We start from the raw sequence: 15,171 nt of genomic DNA, 5'->3' as shown, positions 1-15,171 counted from the left end.
TGCCGCGCTGTGGAGTTCGGCGGCGCCGCTCGGCCCGCCCCAGGGCACCTCCGAAAACCTAGGCGAGGCCGCCAGCGCAAGGCAAAAACCGGCGAAAAAGCGCAGTTTACAAGGGGTAAATGAGCATTTTGAGCCGGTTTTTAACGCAGCGATGGCAACGCAGGTAGTTTTTAGGGGTGCCCCCCAGAGGTCCTTATGGGCCAAGGAGTTGCCATGACTTTTTCCATCGTTGGGCGCTGCGCCGAAACCGGCCAGCTGGGCATTGCCATCAGTTCCTCGAGCATCGCCGTGGGCGCGCGCTGTCCCTGGGTGCGGGCCGGGGTCGGGGCGGTGGCCACCCAGAATGTCACCCTGCCGGCCCTCGGGCCGCAGATCCTCGATCTGCTGGAGAGCCACAAGCTGGAACCGCAGCAGGCGTTGCAACAGGCCCTGGGGCGCAATGGCTGGAGCCAGTACCGCCAGGTCACGGTGATCGACGACCAGGGGCGCACCGCACTGTTCAGCGGCCAGCAGGCCCTGGGCACCCATAACGCCCTGGCGGGGGAGCAGTGCGTGGCGGCCGGCAACCTGCTGGCCGGGACCGAGGTCATCGACGCCATGGTCCGGGCTTTCGAGGGCACCCCGGGGATGCTCGCCGAGCGCTTGCTGGCGGCCATGCACGCCGCGATGCGCGCCGGCGGCGAGGCCGGGCCGGTGCATTCGGCGGCGCTGATGGTGGTGGACGACCTGACCTGGCCCGTGGTCGACCTGCGGGTGGACTGGGCCGAGGAAGACCCCATCGGCCAGCTCAATGACCTGTGGCAAGCCTATCGCCCGCAGATGCAGGACTACCTGACTCGGGCCCTGGACCCCACGGCGGCCCCCAGCTATGGAGTGCCGGGCAATGAATGATCCGTCGAGCCGCGAACTGCTGGCACGGCTGGTGGGGTTCGCCACGGTCAGTCGTGATTCCAACCTGGAGCTGATCGCCTTTATCCGCGATTACCTGGCGGGCCTCGGGGTCGACAGCGAGCTGATCTACAACCCCGAGCGCACCAAGGCCAACCTGTTCGCCAGCATCGGTCCCGACGACCGTGGCGGCATTGTGCTCTCCGGCCACACCGACGTGGTTCCGGTGGATGGCCAGGCCTGGACGGTGGAGCCCTTCGTGCTGAGCGAGCGCGAGGGGCGCCTGTACGGGCGTGGCACGGCAGACATGAAGGGGTTCATCGCCGCGGTGCTGGCGGCGGTGCCGACCTTGCTCCGGCGGCCGTTGCGGTTGCCCGTGCATTTGGCGTTCTCCTATGACGAGGAGGTGGGTTGCCTCGGCGTAAGGCCGATGCTCGCCCGTTTGCAGGCCCGAGCGCACCGGCCGTTGCTGTGCCTGATCGGAGAGCCCACCGAGCTGCGGCCGGTGCTGGGGCACAAGGGCAAGCTGGCCATGCGCTGCCAGGTGCGGGGCGCCGCCTGCCATTCGGCCTATGCGCCCCAGGGGGTCAATGCCATCGAGTACGCGGCGCGGTTGATCGGCAAGCTCGGGGAGATCGGCACCCGCTTGGCGCAGCCGCAGCACCATGACCGACGGTTCGATCCGCCCTTCACCACACTGCAGACCGGCATCATCCGTGGCGGCCGGGCACTGAACATCGTGCCGCAGGATTGCCAGTTCGATTTCGAGGTGCGCACCCTGCCGGGCTTCGACCCCCAGCAGGTGGTGGATGAGCTGCAAGACTATGCCCAGCAGCAGTTGCTGCCCGGGATGCGCGCGGTGCAAGCCGATACCGCCATCGACCTGCAGCCCTTGAGTGCCTATCCGGGGCTGGCCACCGCGCCCGACAGCGAGGCCGCCGAACTGCTGGCGCTGCTCAGTGGCTCCCGGGAATTCGGCACCGTGGCTTTCGGCACCGAGGGCGGACTGTTCCATGAGGCCGGCATCCCCACGGTGGTCTGCGGGCCGGGCAGCATGGACCAGGGGCACAAGCCGGATGAGTTCATCAGCCTGGAGCAGCTCGCGGCCTGCGATGCGCTATTGCTGCGCCTGGCGGACTGGCTGGCGCAACCGGCCTGAGTCGACCTCGTCTACCGACCCCGGCACAGCCCCGCGCAGCCTGCTGCTTCAAACCCTGACGGTCGTCCGCGAGGGCTCTGCGACGGGGTGTCGAGGCTCATCGGGCTACAGAGTTTTTTCATGGGACTGGAGCATATTTTTAGTATTTTTCCTCCGCTCCCCAGTGACGCACCATCGCCTTGAACTCCAATAACAACCAGGCCGTGGCAACGGCCGACGAGGGCATGCAGCGTGTTCGATCTTCGTTACTGGCAGCAACGGGCTGCCCAACAGACATTCATTGACCAGGCGCTGATCGGCGGTCGGCGTTTGCCGGCGGCATCCGGTGCCACCTTCGATGCGATCAACCCCGCCACCGGCCAGGTACTGGCCCGGGTCAGCGCCTGCGGCGCCAGTGAGGTAGACCTGGCGGTGACCGCGGCGCGCCGGGCGTTCGAGCATGGCCCCTGGGCACGCATGGCGCCGGGGCAACGCAAGCAGGTACTGCTGCGCCTGGCCGAGTCGATGCTCGCCCATCGTGAAGAGTTGGCCTTGCTGGACTCGCTGAATATGGGCAAGCCGGTGATGGACGCCTGGAACATCGATGTGCCGGGCGCTGCCAATGTCTTTGCCTGGTACGCCGAGAGCATCGACAAACTCTATGATCAGGTCGCTCCCGGCGGCACCGGCAGCCACGCCACCATTCGCCGTGAGGCCCTGGGTGTGATTGGCGCGGTGGTGCCATGGAACTTCCCCCTCGACATGGCTGCCTGGAAGCTGGCACCGGCCCTGGCCGCGGGCAACTCGGTGGTGCTCAAGCCCGCCGAGCAGTCGCCGTTCTCGGCCCTGCGCCTGGCCGAGCTGGCCCTGGAGGCCGGCTTGCCGGAAGGGGTGCTCAACGTGGTGCCGGGCCTTGGGAGCGAGGCCGGGCGTGCCCTGGGCCTGCATCCCGATGTGGACTGCCTGGTGTTTACCGGTTCGACCACCGTGGGCAAGTACTTCATGCAGTACTCGGCACAATCGAACCTCAAGCAGGTCTGGCTGGAGTGCGGCGGCAAGAGCCCGAACCTGGTGTTCGCCGACTGCCAGGACCTGGATCTGGCTGCTGAAAAGGCCGCGTTCGGCATCTTCTTCAACCAGGGCCAGGTGTGCTCGGCCAATTCGCGGCTGCTGGTGCAGCGCAGCATCCATGACGAGTTCGTCGAGCGCCTGCGCCTCAAGGCCCGGGACTGGCAGCCGGGTCATCCGCTGGACCCGGCCAGCCGTGCCGGTGCCATCGTCGATCGACGCCAGGCGGCCAGTGTCATGGGCCATATCGAGACTGCCTGCGAGCAGGGCGCGCAGCTGGCCTGTGGCGGTCGGCGCTTGTCTATCGATGGCAGCGACAACTACATCGAGCCGACCATCTTCACCGCTGTCGACCCGTCAATGAGCATCGCCCGGGAGGAGGTCTTCGGCCCGGTACTGGCGGTGACGGCGTTCGATGATGAAGAGCAGGCCATCGCCCTGGCCAACGACAGCGTCTATGGCTTGGCCGCCTCGTTATGGAGCGATGACCTGAACCGTGTCCACCGCGTGGCGCAGCGTTTGCGCGCCGGCACGGTGTCGGTGAATACCGTGGACGCCCTGGATGTCACCGTGCCTTTTGGTGGTGGGCGCCAGTCGGGATTCGGGCGCGACCTGTCGCTGCATGCCTTCGACAAATACACCCAGCTCAAGACCACCTGGATCCAGTTGCGCTGAGCTACGCGGGTGCCTTGCGGTGCCGAGCGGCACCCCCTCGCCTGTCTTCGGTGGCAGGTTCACAACAATAAGAAAGGAGTGTGTGGCATGAGTGCAAATGTCTTGGACACAGCGGCAGCGCCTGCTGCCGGTGGCGGGTTGCGCCGGGTTCTCGGGCTGGGCTCGCTGGTTTCGGTGGCCGTGGGCCTGGTGGTGTCCCAGGGGGTCATGGTGTTGATGTTGCAAGGGGCCGGGATGGCCGGGTTGGGCTTCTTCATCCCCTTGCTGCTGGCCTACCTGCTGGCCCTGACCTATGCGATGTCGTTTTCCGAACTGGCCCTGCTGGTACCTCGGGCCGGTAGCCTGAGCAGCTACACCGAGGTGGCCATCGGGCACTTTCCGGCCATCCTCGCGACCTTCTCCGGCTACATGGTGGTGGCGATGTTCGCGCTGTCTGCCGAGTTGCTGCTCCTGGACCTGATCATCGGCAAGGTCTACCCGGGGGCGTTGCCTCCGATGCTGGTGGCCTATGGCGTGCTGGGCACCTTTACCGCGCTCAACCTGCTGGGTATCGATGTCTTCGCCAAGCTGCAGACGGTGTTGGCGGTGGTGATGGTGGTGATTCTCCTGACCCTGGGGCTAGGCGCGGTCAGCAGCGCCCAGGCCAGTGTGCAACTGTCCCTGGAGCAGGGCTGGAACCCCATGGGCATCGGCGCCCTGGCCCTGGCGGCGATGGCCATCTGGGGCTTCGTCGGCGCCGAGTTCGTCTGCCCGCTGGTGGAGGAGACCAAGCGGGCGGAGCGCAATATCCCGCGTTCGATGATCATCGGCCTGAGCCTGATCTTCCTGGTCATCACCCTGTATTGCCTCGGCGCCTTGCTGTGCATTCCCCGGGACCAGCTGGTGAGCGATCCGCTGCCGCATTTCCTGTTCGCCACCACGGTGTTCGGCGAGTCCGGCAAGTTGTTCCTGGTGGGGGCGGTGATCACTGCCACCTGTAGCACCGTCAACTCGTCCCTGGCGGCGCTGCCTCGCATGCTCTACGGCATGGCCCAGAACGGCCAGGCCTTCCCTCAGTTCAAGCGCCTGAGCCGGCGTACCCGAACGCCCTGGGTGGCGGTGCTGTTCATTGCCGCCATCACCGGTCTGCCGATCCTGGTGCTGGGGCAGGACCCGGACTCCATCAGCCTGCTGTTGCTGGCCGCTGCAGTGGCCTGGCTGTTGGCCTACATCATCGTGCATGTCGATGTGATTGCCTTGCGCCGACGCTACCCGGATGCACCACGGCCGTTCCGTTCGCCATTCTATCCCTGGCCCCAGGTGGTGGGCATCGTCGGCATGCTGTTTGCGATCTATCACGTCTCGCCGTCACCTGAGGTGACTGGGCGGATCTTCGGCAGTGCCGGTGTGGTTCTGGGGGTGATCTCGTTGATTGCCGTGCTCTGGGTCAAGTGGGTGATGCGCAAGCCGCTGTTCACCCCGGAGCCCTTGGTGCCTGCCGCCTCCACTGCTTCGCCACGTTCTTGCAATGAACCTTCCCATAGCGCAGGAGAATGACCATGAGTGCTTATACCCCCCAGCCGCAACGCAGCACCCGGGACTACCAGGATCTGGACGCAGCGCACCATATCCATGCGTTCCTCGACCAAAAGGCCCTGAATGCCGAAGGTCCGCGAGTGATCGTCCGGGGTGAAGGCTTGCAGCTCTGGGATAACGACGGCAAGCGCTACCTGGACGGCATGTCCGGCCTGTGGTGCACCAACCTCGGCTACGGCCGCAAGGACCTGGCCGCCGCGGCCACGGCCCAGCTCGAACAACTGCCGTACTACAACATGTTCTTCCACACCACCCACCCGGCGGTGGTGGAGCTGTCCGAACTGCTGTTCAGCCTGTTGCCGGGGCACTACAGCCATGCCATCTACACCAACTCCGGTTCTGAGGCCAATGAGGTGCTGATCCGCACTGTGCGCCGCTACTGGCAGATCCTCGGCCAGCCGCAGAAGAAGGTGATGATCGGCCGCTGGAACGGCTATCACGGCTCGACACTCGCGGCCACGGCCCTGGGCGGCATGAAGTTCATGCATGAAATGGGCGGGCTGATTCCGGATGTCGCGCATATCGACGAACCCTACTGGTTCGCCCATGAGGGCAACTTGAGCCCGGCCGAGTTCGGCCTGCGTTGCGCCCGGCAATTGGAGGAGAAGATCCTCGAACTGGGGGCCGAGAACGTCGCCGGGTTCATCGCCGAACCCTTCCAGGGCGCTGGCGGCATGATCTTCCCGCCGCAAAGCTACTGGCCAGAGATCCAGCGCATTTGCCGCCAGTACGACGTGCTGCTGTGCGCCGACGAGGTGATCGGCGGGTTCGGGCGTACCGGCCAGTGGTTCGCCCACCAGCACTTCGGCTTCGAGCCCGATACCCTGTCCATCGCCAAGGGCCTGACCAGCGGCTACGTGCCCATGGGCGGCCTGGTGCTGGGCAAGCGCATCGCCCAGGTGCTGGTGGAGGAGGGTGGCGTGTTCGCCCACGGCCTGACCTATTCCGGGCACCCGGTGGCGGCAGCCGTGGCCATCGCCAACCTCAAGGCCTTGCGCGACGAGGGCGTGGTGGACCGGGTCCGCGACGATACCGGCCCGTACTTGCAGCAGTGCCTGCGGGAGGTGTTCGGCAACCATCCGCTGATTGGCGAGATCCAGGGCACCGGTCTGGTGGCCGCCTTGCAATTGGCCAAGGACAAGGCCAGCCGCCAGCGCTTCGCCAACGAGAACGACATCGCCTGGCGCTGTCGCACCCTGGGTTTCGAGGAGGGGGTGATCATTCGCTCGACCCTGGGCCGGATGATCATGGCCCCGGCCCTGGTGGCGACTCGGACGGATATCGACGAGCTGGTGGACAAGACCCGTCGCGCGCTGGAGCGCACCGCAGGTGAGATCGACGCCGGGAGCTTGCCAGCGGCCTGATGGTCGATAGGCGCTTGTCCCGATCCGTTATCGGGTGAGAAAAAACACCCCGCCGGAGCCTGGCTCCGGCGGGGTGTTTTTTTCTGCAGTACAGGGGAAGGGGTTCCCGCTGCACGGTGCCGGCCACAACCGCTAGCCTGCTTTGGGTCTAGAACTTGCCGTTCAGGCCCAGGCGGAAGCTGTCGTTGCGCTCATCGGAGCCCAGGGCGGTCTTGTAGGAGAAGCCCAGTTGCCAGGCGCGTCCGAGGTTGAAGTCCATACCCATGTCCAGGCTGGCGAAATCGCTGTCCTGGGCGTCGGGCTTGAGGCGATACAGGATGCCCTCGTCGCCCTGGTCGGTGTAGCGCATCTTGTAGTCGCTGTGGGTGCTGAAATTGTGCCCCCAGGCCAGGCCTACCTTGGGAGTGACCACACCGACCCGGGTCATCAGGTCATAGCCGGTACGCAGGCCCAGGTAGGACGTGAAGTTCTGCTGGCGCTGTTCCTCATAGGACAGGCCGTAGATGCCTCCGCCGTTTTCGCTGAAGGCGTCCAGGCGCGTGGTGCTGGCATTGAAACGCCCATAGGGCGTCAGCGACAACTGGCCCTGGCGGTATTCGTAGCTGGCGGTGAGGGACGCGAACAACTGGTCGGCATCGCGCGAGCCACGGGCGTAGTCGTTGGCGCTGCCGGTGATGTAGCGACGCGAGTCGAAGCTGATGCGGTTATAGCCCAGCAAACCGTCCAGGTAGAACTGCGAGGCGGGGTTCAGGCTCAGATAGGTGGCGATGCCAATGGCGTCCGCATCGCTGCGGGTCTTGTGGTCGCCAATCTCGCTGCGATCGGTGCCGTAGCCGATGCCGATACCGGCGATGACGGTAGGCGACAGGCGATAGTCGGCACCGGCGCTCAGGCCCATGGTGGTGAAGCTGTTGTCGCGGGCGCCGCGGGCATGGGTCGAGCCGTTGTTGACGAAACCATCGCTCCAGAACGCCAGGGCCTGCTGTTGGCACTCGCCATTTTGCGCAGCGCTCGCAGCTTCGCGTTTTTGCTGCTCGGTCTGGTTTGCCGAACTCCCCAGTTGCTGCTCGATGGCCTTGGCCATCTCGCCCAGGGGCAGGTCGCTACCGTCCTTGCGCAGGCTGGCATTGAACGAATTGCGGTCGCAACGCATTTGATGCAGTTGTTCCAGTCGATGGTTGAAGTTGTCCATCTGGGTACTGGCAAAGCGTTCTGCGCTTCGGCTCTGGGCATTGAGCAGGCCGATCACTTCGCCATCCTTGGTGGGGTCCGGGCGCGGCTGGACGATGAAACTGACCGTGCTAGCAGCGCTGGAGCCCGTGCCGTTGTGCAACCTGAAGCTGATGATCGCGGTACCGGCAAAGGCCGCCGAGGGCACGAAGCGCATCGAGAAGGGGCCGCGCATCATGGCCCTACCGGCCGAGGCCGGACTCACCGTACCCAGGATGACCTGGGTGAAGGGGCCACCCGTGGCGCCCTGGGTCAGGTCGACGATGGCTTCTTCTCCGGCCGAGAGGATCTGGCTGGAGGCCGGCACGCTGATGGGCACGGCGCTGATGCTGATCGAGTAGGCCCGCGAGCCCGTGGCGCCGTTGCTATCGGTGCTGGTGAGGGTCAGGTTGCTGGTGCCGCTGGCCGTTGGCGTACCGCTGATTGTCCCGGTGCTGGCGTTCAGGCTCAGGCCTGCGGGCAGGCTGCCGCTGGTGATGCTGTAGGTGTAGGGCGCGCTGCCTCCGGAACTACTGAGGACGGCGCTGTAGGCCGTGCCACTGGTGCCCGCGCCCAGGCTTGCGGGGTTGATACTCAGGGTCGGTGCACTGACGGTGAGGGTCACGGTGGCCGGGCTGGAAGTGCCACTGGTGTTGGTGGCGGTATAGGCAAAGGTGTCGTTGCCGGAGTAACCAGGGGCAGGGGTGTAGGTGATGCCGGTACCGGTGGCGGTAGCGGTGCCGTGGGTTGCGGCGGTGGAGACTGTCACGCTGGTGGCGGTGCCGCCGCTGATGCTCAGGGTGATCGGGTTAGTGCTGCTGTTGGCTGCCACCGTGGCACTGACCGCGTTGGCTACAGGGACCTGTGCATTGATTTGCAGGGTGTAGGCCTTGCTGCCTGTAGCGCCATTGTTGTCGGTGCTGGTGAGGGTCAGGTTGCTGGTGCCGCTGGCACTTGGGGTACCGCTGATTGTCCCGGTGCTGGCGTTCAGGCTCAGGCCTGCGGGCAGGCTACCGCTGGTGATGCTGTAGGTGTAGGGCGCGGCGCCGCCGCTGGTGCTGAGGGTGGTGCTGTAGGGCGTGCCACTGGTCCCTGCGCCCAGGCTCGCGGGGTTGATACTCAGGGTCGGTGCACTGACGGTGAGGGTCACGGTGGCTGGGTTGGAAGTACCACTGGCGTTGGTGGCGGTATAGGCAAAGGTATCGTTGCCGGAGTAACCAGGGGCAGGGGTGTAGGTGATGCCGGTACCGGTGGCGGTAGCGGTGCCGTGGGTTGCGGCGGTGGCGACGGCCACGCTGGCGGCGGCGCCGCCACTCAGGCTCAGGGTGATCGAGTTAGCGCTGCTGTTGGCTGCCACCGTGGCACTGACCGCATTGGCTATAGGGACCTGTGCATTGATTTGCAGGGTGTAGGCCTTGCTGCCTGTAGCGCCATTGTTGTCGGTGCTGGTGAGGGTCAGGTTGCTGGTGCCGCTCGCTGTTGGCGTACCGCTGATCGCGCCGGTGAGGGTGTTCAGGCTCAAGCCGGAAGGCAGGCTGCCGCTGGTGATGCTGTAGGCATAGGGTACGGCGCCGCCGCTGGTGCTGAGGGTGGTGCTGTAGGGCGTGCCCACTGTGCCATTGCTGAAACTGGCCGGAGTAATTACCAGGGTTGGAGCGTTGATGGTGAGGGTCACGGTGGCCGGGCTGGAGGTGCCGCTGGCGTTGGTGGCGGTGTAGGCGAAGGTGTCGCTGCCGGAGTAACCAGGGGCAGGGGTGTAGGTGATGCTGGTGCCGGTGGCGGTAGCGGTGCCGTGGGTCGCGGCGGTGGAAACGGCCACGCTGGTGGCGGCGCCGCCACTCAGGCTCAGGGTGATCGGGTTGCTGCTGCTGTTGGCTGCCAACGTGGCGCTGACCGCGTTGGCTACTGGGGCCTGTGCATTGATTTGCAGGGAATAGGCCTTGTTGCCTGTAACACCGTTGTTGTCGGTGCTGGTGATGGTCAGGTTGCTGGTGCCGCTCGCTGTTGGCGTACCGCTGATCGCGCCGGTGAGGGGGTTCAGATTCAGGCCGGAAGGCAGACTGCCGCTGGTGATGTTGTAGGAGTAGGGCGCAGTGCCGCCGCTGGTGCTGAGAATGGTGCTGTAGGCCGTGCCCACCGTGCCACTGCTGAAACTGGCCGGGGCAATCACCAGGGTGGGAGCGCTGACGGTGAGGCTCACGGTGGCCGGGCTGGAGGTACCGCTGGCGTTGGTGGCGGTATAGGTGAAAGTGTCGCTGCCGGAATAGCCGGGGGTAGGGGTGTAGGTGATGCTGGTGCCGGTGGCGGTAGCGGTCCCGTGGGCTGCGGCGGTGGCGACGGCCACGCTGGCAGCGGTGCCACCGGTGATATTCAGGGTGATCGGGTTGCTGCTGCTGTTGGCCACGACCGTGGCGCTGACGGCGTTGGCAACCGGTGCTTGAGCGTCGATCGTCAAGGTGTAGGCCCTGGAGCCGGTGGCGCTGTTGGCGTCAGTGGCGGTGACGGTCAGGTTGGTGTTGCCACTGGCGCTCGGCGTACCGCTGATCGATCCGTTGCTGGTGTTCAGACTCAGCCCGGCCGGCAGGCTGCCGCTGGTGATTGCGTAGGTGTAGGGCGCAGTGCCGCCGGAGGCGGTCAGGGTCGTGCTGTAGGCCGTGCCCTGGGTGCCGTTGGGCACAGTGGTCGGCGTTATCGCCAGGGTCGGCGCGCTGACGGTGAGGCTCACGGTGGCCGGGCTGGAGGTGCCGCTGGCGTTGGTGGCGGTATAGGCGAAGGTGTCGCTGCCGGAGTAACCGGCAGTGGGAGTGTAGGTGATGCTGGTGCCGGTGGCAGTGGCTGTCCCGTGGGTCGCGGCGGTGGAGACGGCCACGCTGGTGGCGGTGCCACCGGTGATATTCAGGGTGATCGGGTTGCTGCTGCTGTTGGCCACGACCGTGGCGCTGACGGCGTTGGCAACCGGTGCTTGAGCGTCGATCGTCAAGGTGTAGGCCCTGGAGCCAGTGGCGCTGTTGGCGTCAGTGGCGGTGACGGTCAGGTTGGTGTTGCCACTGGCGCTCGGCGTACCGCTGATCGATCCGTTGCTGGTGTTCAGACTCAGCCCGGCCGGCAGGCTGCCGCTGGTGATTGCGTAGGTGTAGGGCGCAGTGCCGCCGGAGGCGGTCAGGGTCGTGCTGTAGGCCGTGCCCTGGGTGCCGTTGGGCACAGTGGTCGGCGTTATCGCCAGGGTCGGCGCGCTGATGGTGAGGGTCACGGTGGCCGGGCTGGAGGTGCCGCTGGCGTTGGTGGCGGTATAGGCGAATGTGTCGCTGCCGGAGTAACCGGCGGTGGGGGTGTAGGTGATGCTGGTGCCGGTGGCAGTGGCGGTCCCGTGGGTCGCGGCAGTGGAGACGGCCACGCTGGTGGCGGTGCCGCCACTCAGGCTCAAGGTGATCGGGTTGCTGCTGCTGTTGGCGGCCACCGTGGCGCTCACCGGGCCAACGGTCGGGGCCGGTACGGCATAGGTATAGGCATTGGTCAGGGTCGCCGTGCCGCTTGGGGTGGTAACCATCACATTCACCGCGCCAGCGGCATGGGCCGGGGTAGTGGCGGTAATGGTGCTGGCATTGCTGACGCTAAAACCCGTGGCGGCCGTGCCGCCAAAGCTGACCGCGGTCGCCCCGGTCAGGTTGGTGCCGCTCAGGGTGACGGCGGTGGCACCGGCGGTGGTCCCGGTGTTGGGGGAGACCGACGTCAGGGTCGGCGTTGCCCCGCTCGTGACCAACAGGGTGTAGGTGGCGACACCGCCCTGATTCAGGCCGTCATTGAGGGTGATGCTGAAGGTGTAGCTGCCGGCGGTGGTTGGAGCGCCGTGAAGTGTGGTGGTTGCGCTGCCCGGTGACGGATCGAGGATCAGGCCCGAGGGCAGGCAGGGGGTCACGCCATCGTAGTCCGGGTCGTTGGCATCGCATTCCACCCACCTGTCCAGAGGCAGGGCTCCGCCAGTGGAACTGATGGGGATGCTCATGGACTGGCCCACCGCCACGCTGGGCAAGGTACTGCCCGAGGCCGGGCTGGTGATCACGGGAGCCGCGGCCATTGCCTGGTTCGCCAGGGACAGCATGACCAGCAGCATAAAGAGTGAAAGCAGCGGGCGTTTCACCCAGGTACCTAGCGCGATAAGTGGCGTTTTCATGGGGCTTCCTGCCTTGCGACCGGCTTGCGGGTCGTGTCCAGCGTGAATGTTGATAAAGGTCCAGCGGTTACAACATGGCTACAGCCGGCCCAATGGGCAGGTCCTGCACGACACTCAAGGGTTGTCGAGGTCCTCTTGCGCAACAGGCCGGACGGGCCGCTGCATCTGGGTATAGAGGCCGCTATCGGCGCCGCTCTGGAAGCCCAGGCGCTCATAGAGTCTGCGGGCCGGGCTGCCTTGTTCGACGCTCAGGCTGCAGGAGCGCCCCAGGGCATCGGCCTCGGCGAGCAGGCTCTGCAGTAACTGCGTGCCAATGCCCTGGCCGTGCCAAGCCGGGAGCAGGGCGATATCGACGATGCGCACATCGTTCGCCTGGCGATTCACGCACAGCCGCCCGATGGGGAGGCCCGCCTGCTCGATGATCAGGAAATCCGCCGCGGGGTAGTGTTTTTCATAGTGCTGGCGTTGCAACTCAGCCTGGGACACCAGGAAGTCACGGCGCTGGTCGTCATGCCAGCCGGGCACCGCGCTGACCTCGGCCCAGCGGCGCGACAGGTACAGCCCATGCAGGAACGCCCGATCGTGGTCGTCCTGCTGGCGCAGTACGACCGCGGGGCTTGCCGTTGGTGAGAGGTGCGTGGAGTACGTCATCAGGGTTTGACCGGGTACTCGCCATCCAGGCAGATGCAATAGCACAACGTCAGGTAGGGCTGCATGGTGTTGCGCATTGTCGGCGGTATCGTGGGGTTGCCGGCCGGTCCCACTGTGCCAGGGTCCAGCGTTTGGTCGCCCGACGTCGGGACGACGGTGCTGTACAAACGCACATTGCGTGGTTGTGCCAGGTAAGCGGTGTTGTTGGGGGTGTCCAGGGCCGCTGCCGTTTCGCTGCCGTCCTTGGCCAGGACCAAGTGGGTATGGGACGAGATGTTATTGGGCTGCAGTTGTATCCGGTCGGCGCCCATCTTGATACCCACGGCGAACTGGCTGAGGGCTCCGGCACCCATGGCGACGCGTCCGCTGAGATCGGGCAGTTGGAAGGTTATCCCTGGAGTGCCGCCATACATGTTGCCAATGACCGAAAAGAGCCCTGGGTTCTGTTGGACAGTAAGGGTCGAACCATCGCAATAGGCCCAGTTTCGCGGTGCGAAGTTGTAGGGGAACAGTCTGATTTCACCGGTAAACGCGTCCATGATCGGTCGTTCCAGATTGAGTGATAAAAGTTACTGGTTGCGGGTCGGATACAGGCCGGCCAGGCAAATGATGTAGCAGATGCTCAGTGAGCCCATCAGGTTTGTATGAGGGGTCGCGTTGATGCTGGGGGGGATCAGCGCGGTGTCGAGAAAGGCCGGGTCCAGGGCTTGGGCAGGTGAGGTACCGGTTCCCTTGCTGTACAGGCCGGTGATGATGCCCGCACCCGGGAACGTGCCGAAGGTCATCTTCTTGGAAGTGGCCGCGGGGGAGGGTTCTGAGGAGATGGCGTTGTCGGTGCTCACGTTGAAAGAGTGGCTATGGCTTGGCGTGTTCTCCGGGCGCATGGTGACTGCTGTCACTCCCATGGTTGTCACCAGTGCCCTTGGGGTCAGGCCCGGACCACTTCCCATCCCTACAACGAGTCGGTCGGAGTAGTTCGGCACGGCGAAGGTGGTGGTGCCGTTGCCGCCATACAGGGTGCCCAGTAACGAATACAGGATTTGGTAGTCGTTGATCGAGAGAAGCTTGCCGTCACACACTGTCCAACCTTGAGGTGGATAGTTACCAGCGAATATGCGGATCTCTCCGACGAAGGCTTCAGACATATCAGTTTCCTTGCTTGAGGGCCTGTAGATAGCCGTTAAGGGCGCGGAGGGTAGGTGCCGGTCGTGGCAATGCAGAAACAGCCAACGATGGAAGGTTGCATGTTCTGCATGGGCAAGCCCTCGGTCGGAACGACCGTGGCGTTGTTGAGGCGCATGGGATTGTTCGCCGCCAGGGTGTAGGTCGGTTTTGCAACCGCGCCCGCGGTGTTCGAGCTGATGGCGGGAATGTTGCCGGCAGGTCCTGCGTTACCGGTGGTATTCGAGACATGGGTGGCATGGGTGTGCGCGAGCAGCGAACTTTGCGGCATGGCCACTGTTTCAGTGCCGCCCTGAGTGCCCAGCACATGGACATCCATGATCGGAGGAACAGTCGAGGGCTTGAGGTTCTGTCCCAGGGCTACCCGGCCACGCAGGTCCGGCAGGCCGAAGGTGGTGGTGCCATCGCCACCAAAGGTCTTGCCCAGCAGGGAGGCCAGCGCCACGTTGCTGTTGAATGGCAGGATCTGCCCCTCGCACGGGAGCCAGCCTTCAGGTGCCCAACCCCAGGGGAACAGGCGGATTTCGCCGAGAAAGGGATCCATGTTCTTTTCTCCTTAAAGATGCTGGCTGAAGTGATTTCTAAAGCTGGCAATTTGATGTTGCGCACGATATACAAAATGGAATTTAGTTAGCAAACAGTATTTTTTTGCTGAAATAAGTGGAACTGGCATTCGCCTTTATTGACTTTTTAGTTGCGGTGGATTTTTCACTTGTGCAGTAACATTAGTTTCATCTTTGGCGGTAACGCTTGCTGGAAGGACTGGTTTTTAGCTTTAACGTTTTAGTTGGATGGCAGAGTGCCTTGATTGGGTGCTTGGTTACCGCCATGGCGCGACCTTTACCCAACAGGGGCAGGCATTCGAGCGGCAGCTTGTCGCCCCATGGCCTGGGCTTTCATTAATGGCAGGGGCCTTTTACCACGGGCTTTTCAGGGCTTTAGAGCGAATTTTAGTTGAGCTTTCAGGGCGGGTTTCAGGGTTTAAAGTTGTGGAGAAAACAAAGCACGCTAACGACTTTTCGAAAAAAGCCTGACCTCATTCCAAAGTGATTGGAAGGTTAAGGTTTTAGATTGGAGATAGAGGGAAGTGTTACCTGGTGCGGTTCTTTTTGTTACCAGGGTTTCAACTTATTCCCAACTAGAACACTCGGGAATCATGGCGAAAGTTTGGCTCCAGAAGGGCCGTCTTGCAGGACGCTTTCAGGCCTTGCACCTGAAAGCGTCCGGGCGCCGCCAGATTGGCGGCGCCC

The 15,171-nt window shown here is 64.4% G+C and carries 10 protein-coding genes; 5 read left to right on the top strand and 5 right to left on the bottom strand.

What is annotated here, in order from left to right:
- The first annotated feature begins 213 nt into the window (after positions 1-213).
- The 5 genes from C4K39_RS27275 to C4K39_RS27255 all read left to right on the top strand — a co-directional run bounded on the left by C4K39_RS27275 (position 214) and on the right by C4K39_RS27255 (position 6,708).
- On the top strand, positions 214-891 hold the full coding sequence (locus C4K39_RS27275; RefSeq protein ID WP_124347909.1) for a DUF1028 domain-containing protein: 678 nt from the start codon (positions 214-216) through the stop codon (positions 889-891).
- Complete coding sequence (argE, locus tag C4K39_RS27270; protein WP_124347908.1) at positions 884-2,047, top strand: acetylornithine deacetylase; 1,164 nt, start codon at positions 884-886, stop codon at positions 2,045-2,047. Before C4K39_RS27275 ends, argE begins: the two co-directional genes overlap by 8 nt.
- 231 nt (positions 2,048-2,278) lie before the next feature.
- Positions 2,279-3,769: an aldehyde dehydrogenase gene (locus C4K39_RS27265; RefSeq protein WP_124347907.1), complete on the top strand. Its 1,491-nt coding sequence runs from the start codon at positions 2,279-2,281 to the stop codon at positions 3,767-3,769.
- Positions 3,770-3,856: 87 nt separating this feature from the next.
- Positions 3,857-5,305, top strand: coding sequence for an APC family permease (locus tag C4K39_RS27260; RefSeq protein WP_124347906.1), 1,449 nt, complete (start codon positions 3,857-3,859; stop codon positions 5,303-5,305).
- A 2-nt stretch (positions 5,306-5,307) separates the two neighbouring features.
- Positions 5,308-6,708 (top strand): aspartate aminotransferase family protein, encoded by a 1,401-nt coding sequence (locus C4K39_RS27255; RefSeq protein WP_068580859.1) that lies wholly within the window; start codon positions 5,308-5,310, stop codon positions 6,706-6,708.
- Between the two features lie 148 nt (positions 6,709-6,856).
- On the opposite strand, the gene C4K39_RS27250 is transcribed toward C4K39_RS27255, so the two are convergent.
- The 5 genes from C4K39_RS27250 to C4K39_RS27230 all read right to left on the bottom strand — a co-directional run bounded on the left by C4K39_RS27250 (position 6,857) and on the right by C4K39_RS27230 (position 14,465).
- A complete protein-coding gene (locus C4K39_RS27250) occupies positions 6,857-12,088 on the bottom strand; it encodes a putative Ig domain-containing protein (protein ID WP_217884154.1) in 5,232 nt (1,743 codons plus the stop codon).
- A 114-nt stretch (positions 12,089-12,202) separates the two neighbouring features.
- Complete coding sequence (locus C4K39_RS27245; RefSeq protein ID WP_068580852.1) at positions 12,203-12,739, bottom strand: GNAT family N-acetyltransferase; 537 nt, start codon at positions 12,737-12,739, stop codon at positions 12,203-12,205.
- On the bottom strand, positions 12,739-13,278 hold the full coding sequence (locus tag C4K39_RS27240; RefSeq protein ID WP_124347905.1) for a phage tail protein: 540 nt from the start codon (positions 13,276-13,278) through the stop codon (positions 12,739-12,741). Before C4K39_RS27240 ends, C4K39_RS27245 begins: the two co-directional genes overlap by 1 nt.
- 30 nt (positions 13,279-13,308) lie before the next feature.
- Positions 13,309-13,884 (bottom strand): phage tail protein, encoded by a 576-nt coding sequence (locus tag C4K39_RS27235; RefSeq protein ID WP_124347904.1) that lies wholly within the window; start codon positions 13,882-13,884, stop codon positions 13,309-13,311.
- A gap of 35 nt (positions 13,885-13,919) precedes the next feature.
- On the bottom strand, positions 13,920-14,465 hold the full coding sequence (locus tag C4K39_RS27230) for a phage tail protein (protein ID WP_068580842.1): 546 nt from the start codon (positions 14,463-14,465) through the stop codon (positions 13,920-13,922).
- Positions 14,466-15,171 lie beyond the last annotated feature (706 nt).

Source organism: Pseudomonas sessilinigenes (assembly GCF_003850565.1).
Taxonomy (GTDB): domain Bacteria; phylum Pseudomonadota; class Gammaproteobacteria; order Pseudomonadales; family Pseudomonadaceae; genus Aquipseudomonas; species Aquipseudomonas sessilinigenes.
The sequence above is the reverse complement of the archived record's forward strand: the minus strand, read 5'-3'. Positions and strand labels throughout refer to the sequence as shown.